The 20,265-nt window shown below is 68.4% G+C and carries 20 protein-coding genes; 6 read left to right on the top strand and 14 right to left on the bottom strand.

The window, feature by feature from the left end; genetic code table 11:
- Positions 1-2: 2 nt before the first annotated feature.
- Positions 3-686: a uracil-DNA glycosylase gene (locus ATK30_RS25100; RefSeq protein ID WP_101437673.1), complete on the bottom strand. Its 684-nt coding sequence runs from the start codon at positions 684-686 to the stop codon at positions 3-5.
- A gap of 38 nt (positions 687-724) precedes the next feature.
- Here ATK30_RS25100 and ATK30_RS25095 point away from each other — a divergent pair, with 38 nt between their 5' ends.
- On the top strand, positions 725-2,215 hold the full coding sequence (locus ATK30_RS25095) for a S10 family peptidase (protein ID WP_101437672.1): 1,491 nt from the start codon (positions 725-727) through the stop codon (positions 2,213-2,215).
- Positions 2,216-2,276: 61 nt separating this feature from the next.
- Here ATK30_RS25095 and ATK30_RS25090 read toward each other — a convergent pair whose 3' ends face one another.
- From ATK30_RS25090 to ATK30_RS25060, 7 genes are all read right to left on the bottom strand, one after another.
- Positions 2,277-3,992 carry a S8 family serine peptidase gene (locus ATK30_RS25090; protein WP_101437671.1) on the bottom strand — a complete coding sequence of 572 codons (1,716 nt, stop codon included), beginning with the start codon at positions 3,990-3,992 and terminating at the stop codon, positions 2,277-2,279.
- A gap of 82 nt (positions 3,993-4,074) precedes the next feature.
- Complete coding sequence (locus tag ATK30_RS25085; protein WP_101437670.1) at positions 4,075-5,073, bottom strand: ABC transporter ATP-binding protein; 999 nt, start codon at positions 5,071-5,073, stop codon at positions 4,075-4,077.
- A complete protein-coding gene (locus ATK30_RS25080; RefSeq protein ID WP_101437669.1) occupies positions 5,066-6,091 on the bottom strand; it encodes an ABC transporter ATP-binding protein in 1,026 nt (341 codons plus the stop codon). The genes ATK30_RS25085 and ATK30_RS25080 overlap by 8 nt, the downstream gene beginning before the upstream one ends.
- Positions 6,092-6,095: 4 nt before the next feature.
- On the bottom strand, positions 6,096-7,052 hold the full coding sequence (locus ATK30_RS25075) for an ABC transporter permease (protein WP_101437668.1): 957 nt from the start codon (positions 7,050-7,052) through the stop codon (positions 6,096-6,098).
- Positions 7,045-7,971, bottom strand: coding sequence for an ABC transporter permease (locus tag ATK30_RS25070; RefSeq protein WP_101437667.1), 927 nt, complete (start codon positions 7,969-7,971; stop codon positions 7,045-7,047). The genes ATK30_RS25075 and ATK30_RS25070 overlap by 8 nt, the downstream gene beginning before the upstream one ends.
- Positions 7,972-8,075: 104 nt before the next feature.
- Positions 8,076-9,704, bottom strand: coding sequence for a peptide ABC transporter substrate-binding protein (locus ATK30_RS25065; protein ID WP_101437666.1), 1,629 nt, complete (start codon positions 9,702-9,704; stop codon positions 8,076-8,078).
- A 205-nt stretch (positions 9,705-9,909) separates the two neighbouring features.
- Positions 9,910-10,863 carry a Ppx/GppA phosphatase family protein gene (locus ATK30_RS25060; RefSeq protein WP_101437665.1) on the bottom strand — a complete coding sequence of 318 codons (954 nt, stop codon included), beginning with the start codon at positions 10,861-10,863 and terminating at the stop codon, positions 9,910-9,912.
- Between the two features lie 180 nt (positions 10,864-11,043).
- Here ATK30_RS25060 and ATK30_RS25055 point away from each other — a divergent pair, with 180 nt between their 5' ends.
- Together ATK30_RS25055 and ATK30_RS25050 are read left to right on the top strand one after the other, a co-directional pair.
- Positions 11,044-11,787 (top strand): oxidoreductase, encoded by a 744-nt coding sequence (locus ATK30_RS25055; RefSeq protein ID WP_101437664.1) that lies wholly within the window; start codon positions 11,044-11,046, stop codon positions 11,785-11,787.
- Positions 11,784-12,518, top strand: a complete 735-nt coding sequence (locus ATK30_RS25050) for an SDR family oxidoreductase (protein ID WP_101437663.1) — start codon at positions 11,784-11,786, stop codon at positions 12,516-12,518. Before ATK30_RS25055 ends, ATK30_RS25050 begins: the two co-directional genes overlap by 4 nt.
- Positions 12,519-12,520: 2 nt before the next feature.
- Here the strand turns inward: ATK30_RS25050 and ATK30_RS25045 are convergent, their stop codons facing one another.
- The gene (locus ATK30_RS25045; RefSeq protein ID WP_101437662.1) at positions 12,521-13,408 is read right to left on the bottom strand and encodes a LysR family transcriptional regulator; all 888 of its coding nucleotides are present in this window, start codon (positions 13,406-13,408) and stop codon (positions 12,521-12,523) included.
- Between the two features lie 55 nt (positions 13,409-13,463).
- On the bottom strand, positions 13,464-14,552 hold the full coding sequence (locus ATK30_RS25040) for a lytic transglycosylase domain-containing protein (RefSeq protein ID WP_244194717.1): 1,089 nt from the start codon (positions 14,550-14,552) through the stop codon (positions 13,464-13,466).
- A gap of 141 nt (positions 14,553-14,693) precedes the next feature.
- On the opposite strand from ATK30_RS25040, the gene ATK30_RS25035 reads away from it, so the two are divergent.
- Positions 14,694-15,554 (top strand): hypothetical protein, encoded by an 861-nt coding sequence (locus tag ATK30_RS25035; RefSeq protein ID WP_101437661.1) that lies wholly within the window; start codon positions 14,694-14,696, stop codon positions 15,552-15,554.
- Positions 15,555-15,636: 82 nt separating this feature from the next.
- Here the strand turns inward: ATK30_RS25035 and ATK30_RS25030 are convergent, their stop codons facing one another.
- The 4 genes from ATK30_RS25030 to ATK30_RS25015 form a co-directional block, all read right to left on the bottom strand.
- Positions 15,637-16,158, bottom strand: a complete 522-nt coding sequence (locus tag ATK30_RS25030; RefSeq protein WP_183124805.1) for a DUF501 domain-containing protein — start codon at positions 16,156-16,158, stop codon at positions 15,637-15,639.
- Between the two features lie 472 nt (positions 16,159-16,630).
- Complete coding sequence (locus tag ATK30_RS25025) at positions 16,631-16,996, bottom strand: FtsB family cell division protein (RefSeq protein ID WP_101441053.1); 366 nt, start codon at positions 16,994-16,996, stop codon at positions 16,631-16,633.
- A 193-nt stretch (positions 16,997-17,189) separates the two neighbouring features.
- On the bottom strand, positions 17,190-18,476 hold the full coding sequence (gene eno, locus ATK30_RS25020; RefSeq protein WP_101437660.1) for a phosphopyruvate hydratase: 1,287 nt from the start codon (positions 18,474-18,476) through the stop codon (positions 17,190-17,192).
- Between the two features lie 115 nt (positions 18,477-18,591).
- A complete protein-coding gene (locus ATK30_RS25015; protein ID WP_101441052.1) occupies positions 18,592-19,083 on the bottom strand; it encodes a VOC family protein in 492 nt (163 codons plus the stop codon).
- A gap of 70 nt (positions 19,084-19,153) precedes the next feature.
- On the opposite strand from ATK30_RS25015, the gene ATK30_RS25010 reads away from it, so the two are divergent.
- The gene (locus ATK30_RS25010) at positions 19,154-19,558 is read left to right on the top strand and encodes a tetratricopeptide repeat protein (RefSeq protein WP_101437659.1); all 405 of its coding nucleotides are present in this window, start codon (positions 19,154-19,156) and stop codon (positions 19,556-19,558) included.
- Between the two features lie 206 nt (positions 19,559-19,764).
- On the top strand, positions 19,765-19,947 hold the full coding sequence (locus ATK30_RS25005; protein WP_101437658.1) for a hypothetical protein: 183 nt from the start codon (positions 19,765-19,767) through the stop codon (positions 19,945-19,947).
- Positions 19,948-20,265: the final 318 nt, after the last annotated feature.

The raw sequence follows: 20,265 nt of genomic DNA, 5'->3' as shown, positions 1-20,265 counted from the left end.
ATTCAGATGAGCCCGGCCGCCGAGGCCGCGGCGGTGAATGCGCTCACCACCATGGGCTGCGTCACACGGCCGGTCTGGACATTGCGCGGCGACACGTGGTAACAGCCGAAAACCGCGAGGTCGCGCAACCGCATCCGGGCCCCGTGCGCGAAGGCCGGACGCGGTTTCGGCACCGGCCAGCCCGCGGCGGACAGCACCGGCAGCAGCGCCTGCCAGCCGAACGCGCCGAGCACGACGATCGCGCGCAGGGTCGGCCGCAGCAGGTCCAGTTCCTCGGCCAGCCAGTGCCGGCAGGTGTCCCGTTCGGCGGGGGTCGGCCGGTTCTCCGGCGGCGCGCAGCGGACCGGCGAGACGAGCCGGGTGCCGCGCAGCGTGAGGCCGTCGCCGATGGCCGCGGAGACCGGCTGGGACGCGAGACCGACCTCGTACAGCACACGGAAAAGGAAGTCGCCCGACGGATCTCCGGTGAACATCCGCCCGGTGCGGTTGGCCCCGTGCGCGGACGGCGCGAGCCCGACGACGGCCAGCGCGGCGTCCTCCGCGCCGAAGCCGGGCACCGGCCGCGCCCAATACCGCTCCCCGGCGAACGCGGCCTTCGTCCCGGCCACGCTCTCGCGCCACTCAACCAGCCGAGGGCATGCGCGGCATTCGACCAGGGAAGCGTCGAGGTCGGCGAACGTGCGCATTGCGCCAATCTAACCGGGTCACGAGATAGGTTGGGGCCATGGCCGACACCACCGCGGACGAGACCGCCGAGAAGACCAAAGACGAGGAGACCAAGGCGGCGGAGCCCGTCGACGACCTCGTGACGACGCAGCACACGCTCACCGTCAAGCGGCGCAAGCTCGCCTACACCGCCCAGACCGGCCGGATCGTGCTCCGCCAAGAGGTCAAGAAGGACGGCAAGTCCGAGGGCCTCCAGGCCAAGGCCGAGGTTTTCCTCACCGCCTACACCCTCGACGACGCGGACCCCGGCACGCGACCGGTCACCTTCGCCTTCAACGGCGGCCCCGGTTCCTCCAGCATCTGGCTGCACATGGGCCTGCTCGGGCCGCGCCGGGTGCTGTCCGGCGACGTCAACGACCCGGTGCCGCCGCCGTACGGGCTCGAGGACAACCCGGAAAGCCTGCTGGCGCACAGCGACCTGGTGTTCATCGACCCGGTCCAGACCGGCTACTCGCGGGTGACCGAGGGCGGCGAATCCCAGCCGTACACCGGGTTCCAGGGCGACATCGAGTCGATCGCGGAGATCATCCGGCTGTGGGTTTCGCGCAACCAGCGCTGGCTGTCGCCGAAGTTCCTGGCCGGCGAGTCGTACGGCACGCTGCGCGCGGCCGCGCTGGCCGGGCACCTGCAGGAGCGCTACGGCCTGTACCTCAACGGCTTGATGCTCATCTCGTCCGTTCTGGACCTCGGCACGCTGCGGTTCCACGAGGGCAACGATCTGCCGTACTCGCTGTTCCTGCCCACGTACGCGGCGATCGCGCACTACCACGGTCTCCACGGCGACCGTCCGCTCGACGACGTGCTCGCCGACGCCGAGGACTTCGCCTCGAAGGAGCTGCCGTGGGCGCTTTCCCGTGGTGCCCGCCTGTCCACGCAGGACCGCACTGAGGCAGTGCAGACGCTCGCGTCGCTCACCGGGCTCAGTGAGTCCTATGTGGACCGGGTGAACCTGCGGATCGAGCACATCCGGTTCTTCACCGAACTGCTGCGCGACCAGGGCAAGACCGTCGGCCGGATGGACGGCCGGTTCACCACGTGGGAACCGGACGGCGGCGTCGAGCACATGAGCGACGACCCCTCGGTGTCGCGGATCATCGGCGCTTACTCGGCCGGGTTCAACCACTACGTGCGCGCCGAGCTCGAGTACGAAAACGACCTGCCGTACGAGATTCTGTCCACCGAGGTGTTCAAGGCCTGGTCCTACAAGGAGTTCGAGGGCCGCTCGGTGTCCGTTGTGGACACTTTGAGCGCGGCGATGCGGGCGAACCCGCACCTGCAGGTCCACGTCGCCTTCGGGCATTACGACGGTGCGACGGCGTACTACGCGTCCGAGTACGTGCTCGCGCAGCTGAAGATTCCGGAGGAGCTGCGGGAAAACATCGACACGGCGTACTACCCGGCCGGGCACATGATGTACGTGCACGAACCGTCGCGCGTGCAGCAGTCGAAGGACCTGGGCAAGTTCGTGAAGAAGGCGTCCAACCGCTGACCTTGTCGTGCGCCACTGAAACCAACGGCGGTGGGGCGGAACTCCCGCCCCACCGCCGCGCTCAGCGCAGGAACTCCGAGCCCCGCGTCACCGCGGAATAAGCGTCCACCGCACCGTGTCCGTAGAACCCGTTGAACGACGCGTCACCCACGCAGGTCGCCGTGAACGAAGCGTCCCGGCCTTGCTTCAGGTAATCGACCGTCCGCGGCACCGGGCACGCGGTCGGCGCCGCCGTGCCTTCCAGCACTCGCTGCACCGCGTCCGGATCCATCGAGATCGAATGCCCCGTCTTCTTGCCGTACTGGGAAACGATCAGCGCCGCGACACCGGTCGCATGCGGAGTGGCCATCGAAGTCCCCTGCAGCCACTGGTAATAGCCGACCCTTCCGTCCGCCGCCGTAGCCTTCTGGATGCCGAGCGCGACGCCAGCCGGGGTCAGATTGCCCGCCGCGTCGATGTTTCCTTCCGCGACACCGACGTTGCGCGGATACGCGGACAGGATCTCGTTCTCCACCGTCCGATACCAAGGCGTGCCATAACCGTCCCGGAAGTACCCGCCAGGTGCGGAAACGGAGATCTGCTCGGTGCCGTAATTGGAGTAGTCCGCCTTCGCCTGCGACGGGCCGAACGAGCCGACACCGATGGTGTGCGGGCCTTCGACCGGCAGCGAGAAGCACGAGGAATTGTCGATCTTGCGCGGATGCGTCCCGTTGGCCGGATAGTCCGGGCTCGTGACGTCGTCGTGCGGCGCGGCCAGGTCGTCGTGCTGGTTGCCGAGCGCGACCACCATCGTCACGCCCTTGCGGTGCGCGTAGTTCAACGCCCGCGTGGTCGCTTCGATGATCGTGCGCTGTTCTGCTTGCTCCGCCGCTGAATCCGCCGGGTTCGAACGGCAGTTGTAGAGCCACGGGTCCACGTAGAAGCTCATGTTGACGACGTCGATTCCCGCGTCGCCGGAATAGGTCAGCGCGTCGACCGTCGGCTGCAGGAAGAAGTATCCCGAATCCTGTCCGGCACGAACGTTCACCAACGTCACGTTCGGGGCCACCCCGGACACGCCGAAACCGTTGGCAGCCGCGGCGATCGTGCCGGCGACGTGCGTGCCGTGGCCGTTGTCGTCGTGGTCCACCGGGTCGACGCAGCCGCGGAATTCGCACGGGCCGTCGACCACGGTGCCGTTGACGTCCGCGACGATGTCCTTGGTGAAGTTGCGCGAATCGGCTTTGTCGAAGTTCGGCGCGATGTCCGGATGGCTTCCGTCGACGCCGGTGTCGATGATGCCGACCTTCACCCGCTTGTCGCCCGCCTGCTTCGTGCGCGCCAGGTCGGAGCGGGTCGACTTGAGCCCCCAGAGCTGGTCGTCCAGCGGGTCGGTGCCAGCCGCCTTGTTCGCCGCGGCCTTGCCCGACACACTGCCGCGGCCTTCCTTCTCGACCGCGTCCGGCTTCTCCTTCTTGCCCGCCTTCGGCGCGCTGCCGATCGCTTTCGCCTTCGCCGCCCCGAATACCGCACGGTTGGCCGAAACCCGCTCAGCGAAGCCAGAAGCGGGCGCGGTGGCGGTGATGAGCCCGACCGCGGTGTTGGTCGCGACGATCGTGCCGCCAGCGTCGCGTACGGCCTGTTGCGCCGCGGCGACACTCTGGCCGTCCCGCGCCAGGACGCTGAATTCCGTTGCCGGCCCGGCCGGTTGGGCCGACGCCGCCGGGACGGCGACGCCGGACACCGCGCCGAACAATGGCACCGCGAGCGCCAACGCGAGCAATCTTGGTTTCTTCACGAGTCCTCCTCAGGAAAACCGATAATGCAACGTACATAACGGACACTGCACACGGCAATCGGCAAACCGGAGGAATCGCTCGTTACGGAACCACGGACTTCACCTCGGCGAAGTGACAAGCCGACAGATGCCCGTCCGTCCGTGGTTCCAGCTTCGGCACCTCGGTCGCGCAGATGTCCGCGGCCTTCCAGCACCGAGTCCGGAACCGGCAACCCGACGGGGGATCGATCGGGCTCGGCACGTCGCCCTCCAGCCGGATCACCTGCCGCTGCCCGCGCACCGCCGGATCCGCCACCGGCACCGCGGACAGCAGCGCCTGGGTGTACGGATGAGACGGTCGCTCGTAAATCTCGTCCTCAGTGCCGATTTCGACGATCTTGCCCAGGTACATCACCGCGACCCGGGTGGACAGATGCCGTACCACCGACAGGTCGTGCGCGATGAACACATAGGACAGTCCGAACTCGCCCTGCAGCTCCCCGAGCAGGTTCATCACCTGAGCCTGGATCGAGACGTCCAAAGCGGACACCGGCTCGTCGCAGATGATCACTTTGGGCCGCAGCGCCAGCGCCCGCGCGATGCCGATGCGCTGCCGCTGCCCGCCGGAGAACTGGTGCGGGTACCGGTTCACGTGCTCGGGATTGAGCCCGACCACCTCCAGCAGTTCCCGCACCTTCTTCGCCCGTGAACCCTTAGGCGCGACCTCGGTGTGGATCTCGAACGGCTCGCCGACGATGTCGCCGACGGTCATCCGCGGATTCAGTGACGTGTACGGATCCTGCAAGACGATCTGGATTTCCCGGCGCATTCGCCGCAGTTCCGCGCCGCGCAGCTGGAACAAATCGCGGCCCTGGAACGTCGCGCTGCCGCTGGTCGGCTCCTCCAGGCGCATCAGCACCTGGGCGAGCGTCGACTTGCCGCAGCCGGATTCCCCGACCACGCCGAGCGTTTCGCCCTGCTGCAGGTCGAAGGACACGCCATCGACGGCTTTCACCTGCCCGATCGTCCGCTTGAACAACACGCCGGTGCGCACCGGGAAGTGCTTGACCAGCTCGCGCACGCTGAGAATCGGCTCACCCACGGCTCTCCACCACCTCCTCGGCGAAGTGACAGGCACTGACCCGGCCGAACCCGAGCGCGTGCGAGGACGGCCGCTCGTCGCGGCACCGTTGTTCGGCCCGCCTGCAGCGCGGGTGGAACGGGCATCCCGGAGGAATGTCGAGCAGGCTCGGCGGCAAGCCCTTGATGGTCTCCAGCGTCTGTCCTTTGAGGTCCAGTCGGGGCAGCGAATCCATCAGCGCGGCGGTGTAGGGATGGCCCGGCGAGCTGAACAATTCTCGCACGTCGGCCTGCTCCACGATCCGTCCGGCATACATCACCGCGATCCGGTCCGCGACCTCCGCGACCACCCCGAGGTCGTGCGTGATGAGGACCAGCCCCATCCGCCGTTCCCGCTGGATGTCCGCGAGCAAGTCCATGATCTGCGCCTGCACGGTCACGTCCAGCGCGGTCGTCGGCTCGTCCGCGATGAGCAGGTCCGGGTCGAGCGCGAGGGACATCGCGATCATCGCGCGCTGCCGCATTCCGCCGGAGAATTGGTGCGGATAGTCCTTCACCCGCCGTTCCGCCGCCGGGATGCGCACCAGGTCGAGCAGTTCGATCGCCCGCTTGCGCGCGTCCTTTTTGGACATTCCCAGCCGGACGCGCAGCTGCTCCTCGATCTGGAACCCGACGGTGAACACCGGGTTCAGCGCCGAAAGCGCGTCCTGGAAGATCATCGCGATCTCCGCACCACGCACCTGACGCCGCCGGTCCGCCGACGCGGTCAGCAGATCCTCGCCGCGATAACGGATCGAGCCACCGGTAATCACCCCTGGCGGAGTGTCGAGAATCCCCATGATGGTCTGGGCGGTGACACTCTTGCCGGAACCCGACTCGCCAAGCACGGCGAGAGTTTCTCCCGCGTGCACCGAGTACCCGACGCCGTTGAGCACACTGGCCACTCCGTCGGAAGTGCGGAACTCCACGTGCAGGTCTTCGACCTCGAGCAGCAGCTCGTGCTCCGCCGTCGGACCAGGTGAACTGGACACTGTGGACATTGCGCTACCTCGACTTCGGGTCGAGCGCGTCGCGGATACCGTCTCCGAGCATCACGAACGCGAGCACGGTGATGGTGACGAACGCACCGGGGAACAGGAGCATGTGCGGGACCGCGCGGAAGTAGTCGCGCGCGTCGCTGATCATGACGCCCCACGACACCACCGGCGGCCGGACGCCGATGCCGAGGTACGCCAGCGTCGCCTCGGCGCCGATGGCCGCGCCGAGCGCGATCGTGGCGTACACGAGCACCGGCGCGAGCGTGTTCGGCAGCAGGTGCCGGAACACGATCCGCGGCGTGCTCGCGCCGAGCGCACGGGCCGCCTTCACGTAGTCCAGCTGCTTGGCCACCAGCGTCGCGGACCGCATGATGCGCATCGCCACCGGCCAGGTCAGCACCGCGATCGAACACACCACCTGCACGATGATGGTGACCTGCCCGGGATTCGTGCCCGGCGCGTTGAACGTGGTGAGGATGACGATCGCGCCGAGCACGAACGGAAGCCCGGCGAAGATGTCGCCGAGCCGGGACAGCAGGCTGTCGACGATCCGGCCGTAGTAGCCCGCGACGATGCCGATCAACGATCCGAAAAGGACAGTCAGCAGGGTCGCGAAAACGCCTACCAGCAACGAAGCCCTGGCCCCGTAGATCGTCCGCGCGTAGACGTCGTAGCCCTGGTTGTCGTAGCCGAACCAGGCGTCCGCCGACGGGCCTTCGTTGGCGTGGGCCAGATCGCTGTATCCGGCGGGGCGGTGGGAGAACAGTCCCGGCGCGATCGCGATCAGCACGATCAGCAGGATGAGCAACGCGGAGATCACGAACGTCGGCTTGCGGCGCAGCTGCCGCCACGCGTCGCCCCACAGACTGCGCGGTTTCTTCGGGCCGGCGTCGGCCGAGCTGTCCACATGCGACAGCTGTGCCGCGTCGGCCCCTCCGCCGCCGACGAGATTCGGGTCAGTCATAACGGATCCTCGGGTCGAGAACGGCGTAGAGCAGGTCCACGATCAGGCTCATCAGGAGGTACACCAGCACCAGCAGCACGACGACGCCGACGACGGTCGCGCTTTCCCGGTTCTGGAGACCGCGGAAGATCAGCCCGCCGAGACCGTTGATGTTGAACACGCCCTCGGTCACGATCGCGCCGCCCATCAGGGCGCCGAGGTCGGTGCCGAGGAAGGTCAGCACCGGGATCACCGAGTTGCGCAGCAGATGGATGCCGATGACGCGGCTGTTGGGCTGCCCCTTGGCGATGGCGGTGCGGATGTAGTCGGCGTGCCGGTTCTCCGCGATCGACGTTCTCGTCAACCTCGCCACATAAGCCATCGACAGACTGCCGAGCGCGATGCCGGGCACGATCAGCTCGCCGAAGCTCGGATCGTCCGAAACGCTGGCGTCGATGATGCCCAGGTTCACGCCGAGCACGATCTGCAGCACGATCGCGGTGACGAACACTGGCAGCGAGATCAGGAACGTGGTCGAGACCAGCACCAGGTTGTCGAGGAAACCCTTGCCGCGCAAGCCGGTCAGCACCCCGGCGGTCAGGCCGATGACCGCCTCGATGAGCACCGCGACGAGTGCGAGGCGCAGCGTGATCGGGTACGAGGTGGCGATCATCTCGCCGACCGAGGAGCCGTTGAACGTCTCGCCCCAGTCGCCGCTGAACAGGCTCCCGAGGTATTTGAAGTATTGGACGAACAGGTTGTCGTTGAGATGGAACTTCTCGGTCATCAGGTCGATATAGGCCTGCGGACAGGCTTGCTGCCCGCATTTGCCGGAGAACGGGTCCCCGGGCACGGCCCACACAAGTGCGTAGATCAGGAAAGTGGTGCCGAAGAACACCGGGATCAACTGGAGCAGGCGACGCAGGACGTAACGAATCATGCGTGGTTCCTAGGAGTGCGCGCCGGGCTCGTGAGCGCCCGCGCCGGCTGGTGGCCTGCGCGAACACTCACGAGCCGCGTGGTGGGAACGGACGAGTCAGCGCATCACTTCTTGAGGACCTCGACCGACGAGTAGTCCGCACGGCGGCGGAAGTCGAGGACCACGGTCTTGGTGTGCTTGGACTTGGCCGCGACGCCCTTCTCGTCCCACACCGGGATCGAGGGCAGGTCCTTCGCGATCAAGTCCTCGGCCTGCTGGTACAGCTTGACCGCGGCGTCCTTGTCCGCCGTCGAATCGGCCTGCTTCAGCATGGCGTCGACCTGCGGGTTGGAGTACGTCGAGTCGTTCGACGAGGCCCCGGTCCGGTACAGCGGGTTGAGGAAGTCCTCAATGGACGGATAGTCCGCGGACCAGTCGGAACGGCCCATGCCGGTCAGCTTGTGGCCGGTCACGATGCTGCGCCACTGGCCGAAGTCGGTCGCCGGAACGAAATCGCATTCGACGCCGAGGGTGTTCTTGATGCTGTTGCACGCGGCCACGAGAGGTTCCTTGCGCCCGCCGTCGGCGTTCGAGGCGATGGTCAGCTTGCCCTTGAAGCCGGACTTCGCGAAGTACTCCTTAGCCTTCGCCGGGTCGTACTTGCAGAACTCGCCGCAGACGCCGGGGCGGTAGCCCTGGATGCCCTGCGACACGTAGCCGTCGGCCGGGACGTAGGTGTCGTGCATGACCGTCTTGGTGATCTGCGCGCGGTCGATCGCCATCGAGATCGCCTTGCGCAGGTCCGGATTGTTGTATCCGGGCACGTAGTACGGCACCGCGATCGTGCTGATCCCCAGCAGGTGGCCGGTGACCAGGTTCTCCTTGAGGTCGGTCTTGTACTTGTCCGCGGTGAGCGCGGACGGCGGCAACGTCTCGATGAAGTCGAGCTTGTTGCTCAGCAGGTCCTGGTAGGCGGTTTCCTGGCTGGCGTAGATCTTGACGTCCAGGTCCTTGAACTTGACCTTGTCCGGACCCTGGTAGCCGTCGAACCGGGTCAGCTTGATGTCGACGTTCGGCGTGCGGCTGACGAACTTCATCGGGCCGTTGCCGATCGGGTGCTTCGCGAAGGCGTCAGGGTCCTTGAAGAAGGAATCCGGCAGCGGCGCGAACGCGGTGTAGCCGATCTTGGTGGTGAACACGGAGAACGGCGCGTCCAGCGTCACCTGGAACTCGTAGTCGCCCTTGACGGCCAGGCCGGACATCGTGTCCTTGGTCGGCTTCGCCCCCTTGTCGGCGGGGTGGACGTCGGAGTAGCCCTGGATGTTCTCGAAGAACGTGCTGTTGATCTGGCCGTTCGCGGAATTGGCCCCGTAGTTCCAGGCGTCGACGAAGTTCTTCGCCTTGACCTCGGTGCCGTCGTGGAACTTCCAGCCGTGCTTGATCTTGATGTCGAAGACCTTGGAATCGGTCGTGGTGATCGAGTCCGCCATCAGGTTGTACGGCTCGCCGCTGTCGCCCTTGTACCCGACGAGGCCGGAGAACATCGGATCGACGGCCTTGGAACCGCCGAGTTCGTTGGTGTTCGTGGGAATCAGCGTGTTCTGCGGTTCCGTGCCGTAGACCGTGAAGGTCCCGTTCGGATCCGCTTCTCCCGACGATCCGCTGCTGGATCCGCCGCCCCCACAGGCAGTCAGGAGCAGTGACAAGGTTGTCACGACCGCGGCCGCGCTCCAGAGCCTGGATGAACCCCGCATGTCCCCTCCGTTTCTCGCGTCCACATAGCGAGATGGAGGCTAGCTAAATCGGCGCTTCGTAACCGGATCGCCGGGTTGCACCTGAATAACGACACCGTTCATCACCCGGTCAGCTCACAACTAACTGCGCTTGATGACTTTCGGTGCTTTTGGTACGGGTCCGGGCGCGGGATGCGCGCCCGGTTACCTCGGCACTGCGGAGCGTTCAGGCGAGCGACAACGCGATGCCGTCCAGGATGTCGTGCTCGCTGACGACCAACTGGTCCGGACCACCGCGCGCGGCGAGTTCCTCGGCGAGGACCTGGACGACGACCGCGCCGCCGCCGATCACGTCGACCCGGCCGGGGTGGATCACCGGGTTTTCCGCGCGGGTCGCGCGGTCGGCCGCGAGGAGGTTTTCCGCGACCCGGTCGATCTCGCCGTGGGTCAGTTTCGACAGGTGGATGCGCTCGGAGTCGTACTCGGGCAGCGCCAAGGAAACCGCGGACAAGGTGGTCACGGTGCCGGCGACGCCGATCCAGGTGCGGGCCTTCGCGACGTCCACGACGTCGAACGCTTCGGCGAGGATGCCGCGAGCCAGCTCGCGGGCGGCGGCGATCTCGTCGGCGGTCGGCGGGTCGTCCTTGAGCGCGCGCTCGGTGATCCGGACGCAGCCGATGTCGACGGATTTCGCGGCGATCACCTCAGCCTCGCGACCGTTCCACGTGCCGAGGACGAGTTCGGTGGAGCCGCCGCCGACGTCGACGACCACGAAGGGCCCATCGTCCGGGTCCTGCTCGCCGACCGCGCCGGTGAAGGACAGCCGGGCTTCCTCGTCGCCGCTGATCACCTCCGCCTCGACGCCGAGCGTCTCGCGGGTCATCGCGAAGAACTCGTCGCGGTTGCTCGCGTCACGGGTCGCGGAGGTGGCGACCATGCGCACCTTCTCGACGCCCTTGCGCCGCGCGGCGACGGTGTAGTCCGCGAGCGCGGCGCGGGTGCGCTCGAGTGCTTCCGGCGCGAGCCTGCCGGTGGCGTCGACGCCCTGGCCGAGCCGCACGATGCGCATCTCGCGGTGCAGGTCGCGCAGGTCGACCGTGCCGTCGTGCCGAGGCGTCAGCTCGGCGACGAGCAGACGGATGGAGTTGGTCCCGCAGTCGATCGCAGCTACCCGAGGCATGTCCCCGACTTTACTTGGTCTCCGCCGCCGCGCCGGCCAGGCGGGCATATAGGCGAGTCCTATGCCCCCTCGCCGACATTTGGTCTTTGCCTTTCCCTCTTTTTCGAGCCTACGGTTGACGTGTTCGCCGCATTTCCCTTCGCGGCGGTTTCTTCTTCTTTTATCGAGAGGTTCTGTGGCATGTCCACGATCGAATACGGAATAACGGGAAAGCGCGCGGTCGTCACCGGCGGTTCTCGCGGAATCGGCGCGGCGATCACGGCGCGGTTGCTGGCCGCGGGCGCGACTGTGCTCACGACCGCCCGGTCGGCGGGCCCGGTGCCGGAGGGAGCGTCCTTCGTCGAGGCCGACGTCCGCACCCAGGCAGGCGCCCAGGCGGTCGCTTCCGCCGCGGAGGAGGTCCTCGGCGGCGTTGACCTGCTGGTCCACAACGCGGGCGGCGCTCGTCCGCACCCCAGCGCGCTGGCCATCCCGGACGACGAATGGCAGGACGCGCTGTCGGTGAACCTCCTGGCCGCGGTCCGCCTGGACGCACTGCTGGCGCCGGGCATGCGGGACCGTCGATCGGGCGCGATCGTGCACATTTCCACCGCCGCGCTCCGCCCGCCGTTCCCGCCATTCCTGCACTACGTGGCGGCGAAAACGGCGCTGGAGGCGTACAGCCGAGGCCTGGCCGCCGAACTGGCACCGTCCGGCGTCCGCGTCAACACCGTGTCCCCCGGCCGGACCGCCACGCCCGGCGGCGTCGCGACGCGGGAGCAGTGGGCGAGCCTGTCGCCCGGCTTTGCGCTGCCCGGTGTCCCGTTGGGCCGCGACGGCGAGCCGGACGACATCGCCAACGCCGTGCTGTTCCTGCTGTCCGACCAGGCGAGCTGGCTGACCGGAAGCGGTCTGGCCGTCGACGGAGGCGAATACCCGCGATGAACGCGTACCAGGGCAAGACTGCGGTCATTACCGGCGGCAGCACCGGAATGGGTTTCGCCACCGCGAAATTGTTCGCCGACGGAGGATCTCGCGTATTCATCACCGGCCGTTCCCAACCCCGCCTCGACGCGGCTTTAACGCAGCTCGGCAACGATGCAACTGCCATCCGCGGCGATGTGGCGTCGCTCTCCGATCTGGACGCGCTGGCGGCTCAAGTACCCGGCCCGATCGACGCTCTGTTCGTCAACGCGGGGATCGCCCGGACGGCACCGTTCGCGTCGGTCACCGAGGAGCAGTTCGACGAGCAGTTCGCGGTCAACGTCAAGGGCGCGTACTTCACCGTGCAGAAGCTCGCGCCGCTGCTGCGTTCCGGGGCGGGCGTCGTGCTGACCACCTCGACCGCCAACGTCATGGGCCTGCCGGAAACCAGCGTCTACTCGGCAGGCAAGGCCGCGCTGCGTTCGATGGCCCGCACGCTCGCCGCCGAACTGCTCCCGCGCGGCGTCCGGGTCAACGCGATCAGCCCCGGCCCCATCGACACCGAGATCCTGGAAGCCGGGATGTCGGGCGAGGAAGCCGCACAGTTCAAGGCAGCGCGCGCAGCGGCGAACCCCATGAAGCGGCTGGGCACCCCCGAAGAGATCGCCCGCGCCGTCGCCTTCCTGGCCTTCGACGCCACCTTCACCACCGGCGTCGAACTGGTCGTAGACGGAGGCGACACGCAGCTCTGAGGTTAGGCGGCCACTGGCTGATACCAGCTCTCCTGCCGCAGAAACTCGAGCAACGCCATCTCCGCGGGCCCGGCCCCGGGCCGAACGGCCGCGACGACGGGCTGGGACACGACTGGCAACACCGGACGGACGAGGTGCTCGTGCCCTTCCGGCACCGCCGACGCCGGAACGAGCGTCACTCCCAGCCCGTGCGCGGCCCACCGCACCGCCGTCGAGGTCTGCGACACCCGCGCGACCGCGGTCGGCTTCAATCCGTTGTCGCGCAACACTTCGGTCAGGAAACCGTCGAGCGCGCTGGCCGGATCGAACCTGATCCACTGCTCTTCTTCCAGCTCCCGCAACGCGATCCGGTCCTTCTTGAGCAACCGGTGCTTGGTGCCGAGGACGACCACGAACTCCTCGTCGCCAAGGTGATGTCCCTCGTACAGCCCCTCATCGCACGGCGAGCCAAGCAACGCGAGATCCAGCACCCCGCGCCGGGCGAGCTGCTCCAGCTCAGCCGGGTTCGGCTCCTCGAAAACCGTCACCGCCAACCGCGGAAACCTCCGCCGCAACGCAGCCAACGCCCCCGGCAACTGCCGAGTCCCCAACCCCATCTGCGCCGCGACGAGCAACTCGCCGGCCAGCTCGTCAGCCCCCGCCCTCGCCGTCGCCTGCGCCCGTCGTGCCGCCCGCACCGCGACCTCGGCGTCCTTGAGAAACGCCCGCCCCACGACGGTAGGCACCAGCCCGGTGGGCGTGCGGGAGAAGAGCTGCACGCCGAGTTCCCGCTCGAGCCCCCGAATCTGCTGCGAAACCGACGGCTGAGCGACGTGAAGCGCCTCAGCCGCAGCGGTCACCGACCCCGCCTCGGCGACCGCCAAGGCGTACTCGAACTGACGAAGACTCATCGGCTCCCCTGCGGGTTGTAATCGTGTAAGCAAGGTTACCGGAGAAAACTCTTGGTCAGCCCGCAATCGGCGTCCCGCTGCTCGGGGAGTTGCTGCTCGACGAGGTGCAGGTCGTCGTCGATGTCGGCGCTGTGGTTGTCGTGGTCGAGGTGCTGGTTCCGCAGGTCGGACTGCTGGACCCGGTGGTCGGCGTTTCAGTCGGACTGCCCGAAGGCGTTCCAGGCGGACTGTTTCCCGGCGGCAGTACGGTAGGCGTCACCGACGGAGCACCAGAAGAGACCGGCGGCAACTCTGTAGTCCGCGGCCGATCCCCCGGACTCGCTGGCGGCGGCGCGGAGCTGGAGGTCGTCGGCCCAGGAGCCCCGACCGGAACCGGACTGTCCGGCACCTGGGCGACCCCCTTGCGGTAAGCCTCGGCCCAGAGAATGACCGTGGTGACGTACGCGTCGGAGTTGTTGTAGCGGTAAATCGCGGTCCGCAACTGGTCCGGATTGGCCAGATCGAGCCCGCCGGAGCAGAGGTAGCGCGCCGCCGCGAGCGAGGCGTCGAAGAGATTGCTGGGATCGGCCTTGCCGTCGCCGTTGCCGTCCGCCGCGTAGGTTCGCCAGGTCGCCGGGATGAACTGGAACGGCCCGACAGCCCGGTCCCACACCGGATCCTGGTCAAGCACGCCGTGATCGGTGTCCGGAATCGCCGCGTACGGAGGAGTCCCGTTGAGCTGCGGCCCGAGAATCGGCTGGAGCGTCGTCCCAGCGGCGTCGACATACCCGCCCCGCGCGTGATTCGACTCGATCCGCCCGATGCTCGCGACGAGCGCCCAGTCAATATGACACCCCGGCTGCTCTTTCCCCAGAACGTCCGCCGCATGCCGATACGCGGCCAACGCGGTAGCCGGAATCCCGAGCGGTCCGTCCGGAAGGTCGTACGCAGGCAACGGAACCGGTGCTGGTGCCTCCGGCAACCGCCCGTCGACCGCGACGCCACGGATACCCGGGTCGTAGCCCTGGTCAGGCAAGACGTCCGCCGTGTGCACCACCGGCATCCGCCCGACCCACCCGACGACCACGCCCGCGCCGACCGTCGCCGGAAGCACGCCGAGAACCCCGGCGAGCACCGCGACGACGGTCCGATGCCGCGAAGCCACCCTCCAGGCCCGATAACGCCCGCGCCTCGTTCTAACCCGTGCGCGGCCAATCCACCGAGCCTTCTCCGGCGGGGGCCCGATGAGTGCTGAGGTTCTCTTGACTCCCCCTGCTTTGCCCGCCGCTGCTCCTGAGGCGGCTGCTTGCGCGGCTACTTCACTGCTGCCGCTGCGCTGGCCGTCCGGATCGCCTTCACCTGCTACTTCGCCGCTGCTGCCTTCGCCATTCGTCGCATCGCTCGCGCTATCGCTCTCGACCGTCGCGCCACCGGCGCTTTCCACTTCGGTGCGACCCTCACCGACCGGCTTGCCAGGGGTCTCCGAGACCCTCTCTCCGCTAGCCCCACCGACGGTCCCGCCGTCGCCAGCCGCAGCACCGGCCTCCCGGGACCCCTCGTAGCCAGACCCACCGTCGACCGCATCGGCCCTTCCACCTGCGCCGTCGGCCGCGCCCTCAGCACCAGCTACTTCTTCGTCAGCACCCGCCGCATCACCGGCAACCCGCTCGCCCACAGACCCGGCACCGACCGCCTCAGCACTTCCACCTGCGCCGTCGGCCGAGTCCTCGCCTCCAGCTACTTCCCCGCCAGCACCCGCCACGCCACCGGCAACCAGCTCGCCCACAGACCCGGCACCGACCGCGCCAGCACTACCACCCGCACCGCCAGCCGAGCCCGCACCACCAGCTACTTCCTCGCCAGCACCCGCCACGCCACCGACAACCCGCTCACCCGCAGACCCGGCACCGACCGCATCAGCACTACCGCCCGCGCCGACCGCCGAGCCCGCGCGAGCTATCCCCTCGTCAACGCTGCCCGCACCGCCAGACGAGCCCTGACCGCCGACAACGCGCTCACCGGCACCATCCGCCACCGGCTCGGCCTGACCGTCCTCGGCAGGAGACGCCTCAGCGCGCACCGACCGCTGAGATCTGCGTGGCACCCGCACTTTCCGCCCCTCCCCGGCGCGCTCGGCGGTGCACCCGGGCTCGCCTGCTCGGTGTGAAGCTGCGGTGCTCGCCGCGAAGCATTCCCGCCCAGGCGGGCACCAGCCTCTGTGGTGCCTATCCGCGCCCGGGAGCGGAGCGTTACCCGGCGCAGTCGCCCGTCGGCCAGCCCTGTTCGCGGACCCAGGCCAGGGTCTCGTCGCCGAACGGGTTCACACCGGGCCCGGCCGCGAGCGTGTGCGCGAGGTGGACGTGCAGGCATTTCACCCGTCCGGGCATCCCGCCCGCGGTGACCTGCGTGCCGAGCGATTCGATGGCATCCCGCTCGGCGAGGTACGTCTCGTGCGTGCGCTGGTAGGCAGCCGCGAGTTCGGGGTCGGTGGTGAGCCGCTCGGTCATCTCCTTCATCACGCCGGACGCCTCCAACGTGCCCACCATCGACGTCAACCGCGGACAGGTCAGGTAATACAACGTCGGGAACGGCGTCCCGTTCTCCAGTCGCGGACTGGTCTGGACCACCGAGGGGTGCCCGCTCGGGCACCGCGCGGCCACCGCCCGCAAGGCCCGCGGCGGCCGTCCGAGCTGCTGCGCGATGACCTCCCGGTCGGCATCGGTGACGGGCTCGAATCGGGGTGTCTCCGTGCTGCTGTTCACGCTCTCCAGGCTAATGCCGCCGTCCGCCCGACCCCTCGCGACCTCCGCTGAAACGGCCGAGTTGTCCACAACCGGCAGACCGTGTGGACAACTCGCCGCATCCGCCTCCGCCGCCCTTCCAATGTGGTTAGCGTGGAAGGCAGCCGAAGCTTCGCCACGAAATCAAGCCGTCGAACAGAAAGGTCACCCGAACCAGAATCCCGCTGAACGCCGGAGAACGACCGCATCCGACTCTCAAAATCCCCGGGACCGCGGCCCCTCGAGAACGACCGATCCCATGACTTAAAGGAGTACGCCTAAGGCCCAAGAATCATCGGCATCCGCCGATAAAGGTGTCGATCTCGCCCGTCGACAGGCATCCCCCGGCACCAGCCTCGACCAGCCAGCACTCTGCCCGGGCCGAACCCAGCAATCCCACCGGCCAGAAGACCGCCAGCCAGTACAACCTCGGCCGGTCAGCGGTCCCGCCCAGCCAACGACCTCAACCCCCGGAAACCTGCGCCCACAGGTTCTCGTACCAAGGCGCCTGCGGAGCAGGCTGCTGCCCTGGCTGGGCAGCCGTCGCCGAACCGGGCTGGTCCTCGGGCAACTGGACCATCCATGGAGTCTCGCCCGGCTTCACGTACCGGAGCCGGCGGCGGGCTTCCGCCTCGATCTGGGCGGGGTCGCTCAGCTGGGCTTTGCGGTCGCGCAACTGGGCGACCTCCTGCTGGAGCTGGGCGAGCTGCGCTTCCTGGTCGCGGACCTCGGAACGCTGGGAGAGGTAGGTGCGCAACGGGACCGCGACGGTGAACGCCAGGGCGCACACCACGATCGCCACCACGGCGGCGCGCCGGGTGGTCGACATGCCGAGCACCTTGGCCGCACCGGAGGCGCGTTTCGCGGCCAGGCCGCGGCGCAGCCGGGCCCTGGTCGTCTCCGTCGTGCCCGCGCCGGTGCGGCGCCGGGCAGACGCGGGACGGCGGGCCCTGCTGGACTCGCTCCTCGCTGCCCGGCCGCCGCGGCGGCTGCGCGCCCTCCCCCGGTCGGCCATGTGCCCCTCAGGCCTCCGCGCTGAACCGCGGGAAGGCGAGGTCGCCGGCGTAGCGCGCGGCGTCCGCGAGGGTTTCCTCGATGCGCAGGAGCTGGTTGTACTTCGCGATCCGCTCGCCGCGCGCCGGGGCTCCGGTCTTGATCTGGCCCACGCCGGTGGCGACCGCGAGGTCGGCGATGAAGGTGTCCTCGGTCTCGCCGGACCGGTGGCTCATCATCGACTTGTAGCCGTACGACGTGGCGAGCGACACCGCGTCCAGCGTCTCCGACAGCGTGCCGATCTGGTTGACCTTCACCAGCAGCGCGTTCGCCGCGCGGCGGGTGATGCCCTCCTCGAGACGGTCCGGGTTGGTGACGAACAGGTCGTCGCCGACGAGCTGGACCTTGTCGCCGATCTCGGAGGTCAGCTGGACCCAGCCGTCCCAGTCGTCCTCGCTCAGCGGGTCCTCGATGGAGACGAGCGGGTAGTCGCGCAGCAGTTCGCCGTAGTACGCGGACATCTGCTCAGCGCTGCGCTTCGAACCTTCGAAGGTGTAGGCGCCGTCGGAGTAGAACTCGGTCGCGGCGACGTCCAGCGCGAGCGCGACGTCACGGCCCGGCACGTAGCCGGCCTTCTCGATCGCGGCGAGGATCAGGTCGAGTGCCTCGCGGTTGTTGGCGAGGCTCGGCGCGAAACCGCCCTCGTCGCCGAGGCCGGTGGCCAGGCCGCGGCTCTTCAGCACGGACTTCAGCGCGTGGTACACCTCGGTGCCCCAGCGCAGCGCCTCGCGGAACGACTCCGCACCGATCGGCGCGATCATGAATTCCTGGATGTCGACGTCGGTGTCGGCGTGCGCACCGCCGTTGAGGATGTTCAGCATCGGCACCGGCAGCACGTGTGCGTTCGGCCCGCCCAGGTAGCGGAACAACTCCAGCTCGGACGATTCCGCGGCGGCCTTCGCGACGGCCAGCGAAACGCCGAGGATGGCGTTCGCGCCGAGCCGCGACTTCGCCGGCGTGCCGTCGAGGTCCACCAGCTTCTGGTCGACGATCCGCTGGTCGACCGCGTCGACGCCGACCAGGTCCGGGCCGATCTCGTCGAGCACCGCGGCGACCGCGCGCTCCACGCCCTTGCCGTTGTAGCGGCCGGTGTCCCCGTCGCGCAGCTCGACCGCTTCGTGTTCGCCGGTCGACGCCCCGGACGGCACTGCCGCCCGAGCCAGAGTGCCGTCGTCGAGCGCCACCTCCACCTCGACGGTCGGGTTCCCGCGCGAATCGAGAATCTCGCGCGCGCCTACCTGCTCGATGAGAGCCACGCTCTGCTCCTTGGTGGGTCGTGCCTGCGGTGACGCCGCCCAGAGTAACCGCCCAGCGGGTTCACCCGTTGGAGGCCAGGCCGGTGCCGGGCCGTTCCGCTGCGTGTTCTCCAGCTCAGCTGGGCACTTCGCCGGTCTCTCCGGCGGCCTGGTCCTCCGGCCGGACCTCGCGCCACCCCGACGGCAGCTCGACCTCGTCGGTCACCTGCTGCCAGAACGTCCAGCTGTTGCCACCGGGATCGGCCACGGTGAAAATCCGCGCGCCGTAAGGCTGATCCTGCGGCGGTTCCGGTGCCGCGTCCTCGCCGAGCGCCGCGCACACGCGCTCGTACTGCGCGTCGACGTCGGTCACGTACACGACGTTCAACTGCCCGACCGGCCCCTCGACCCCCTTGGCTTCCCAGTATTCGGGACCGACCCCGGCCAGCTGCAGGCGCGCGTCGCCCGCGCGGAGCGTCGCCTGGAAAACCTCGCCGGACCCGTCCTCGAAGCGGACTTCCTCGGTGAAGCCGAACACCCTGGTCAGCCACGCGAGCGCGGCGGTCGCATCGCTGTAGTAGAGGTACGGCGCCAGTCCCACGTACTCGGGTTCCTGATCGCTGCTCATGGCGGCACAGTCCATCACGACTCGTCTGACGGTCGTGCAACGCCCTCCGCGCCGGTATCGTGAAACGACCATGACGGACGCCGCAGCAGCCCCCGAACCCGACGGCGAATCGCGCTTCCGCAGGTTCCGCAACGCCGAGCACCTCGTCGCGCGGCGACGCCCGCTCGACGCTCTCAAGGAGCTCGAACCCCTGCTCGCCGACGAGCAGGACAAGCCGAGCGTGCAACTGCTCGCCGGGCGCGCGTACTTCCACTCCGCCCAGCTCCGCCGCGCCGAACGCGCGTTCACCCGCGTACTGGAGCTGGACCCCACCGACCACTACGCCCGGTTCGTGCTCGGACGCACCCTCCAGCGCCTCGGCCGTTTGGCCGAGGCGCTCGCGCAACTGCGGATGGCGTCGGCGATGAACCCGGTGCCGGAGTATCTCGAAGCGATCAGCGAGGTCAGGGCGAGGATTACGCTCAGCGACCACTGAGCCCGCGTGTCCCGAACGTGCACCCGCGGAAGCAATCCCGGGCAACCCCCGGATCCAGCGCGGCCCCGGCGCGTCTTCCGAAGTGAACAGGGCAGCGGGGAAGCCTGGCCATCCGGCGCCCCGGCTCGGCCAGTCGGCCGATCCGGGCAGACCCGGCGAAGCGCGATCCTTGGTGTCATCACAGAGAGCGATTAGAGGAGGCCGACATGACCGCGCTGACCGTGATCGGAGCGACCGCCGGGCTGCTCGTGCTGGTGCTGATGGCGCTGGCGCCAGTCCTCGTGGAACTGAACGAACGCCACCCCGTCCAGCCCCGCAAGCAGCCGGTGCGCACCGAGGCCCGGCCGCAGAAGCCGGTGCGAGTGAGCGCCGTGCTGACGACCCACTGACTGCTGAGTCGGTTTAAGCACCAAACCGGTCTCGTGCCGGTCACTCGCAGGCCGGACGACCGAGTCGGCCATCAGCAGAACCGGACCCGCCGGGCAGGCTTGAACTGCCATCGGCCGGACCGGCTCCAGCCGATACGAGCGAACGCGGCGTCACCCACCGCACGCCGAGCCAACCCAGACGCCACCGGCCAGACCAGTCCCGGCAGGCGCAAGCAATCGCCACGTCGCCCTTGCTGACCGAGCCAGCACAGTCGCCGCACCAACCCGGCCCAGGCCGGACGACATAGGCGACCACCGGCAAGACCCGGCCGTCGCACC

Source organism: Amycolatopsis echigonensis, from assembly GCF_002846615.1.
Taxonomy (GTDB): domain Bacteria; phylum Actinomycetota; class Actinomycetes; order Mycobacteriales; family Pseudonocardiaceae; genus Amycolatopsis; species Amycolatopsis echigonensis.
The sequence above is the reverse complement of the archived record's forward strand: the minus strand, read 5'-3'. Positions and strand labels throughout refer to the sequence as shown.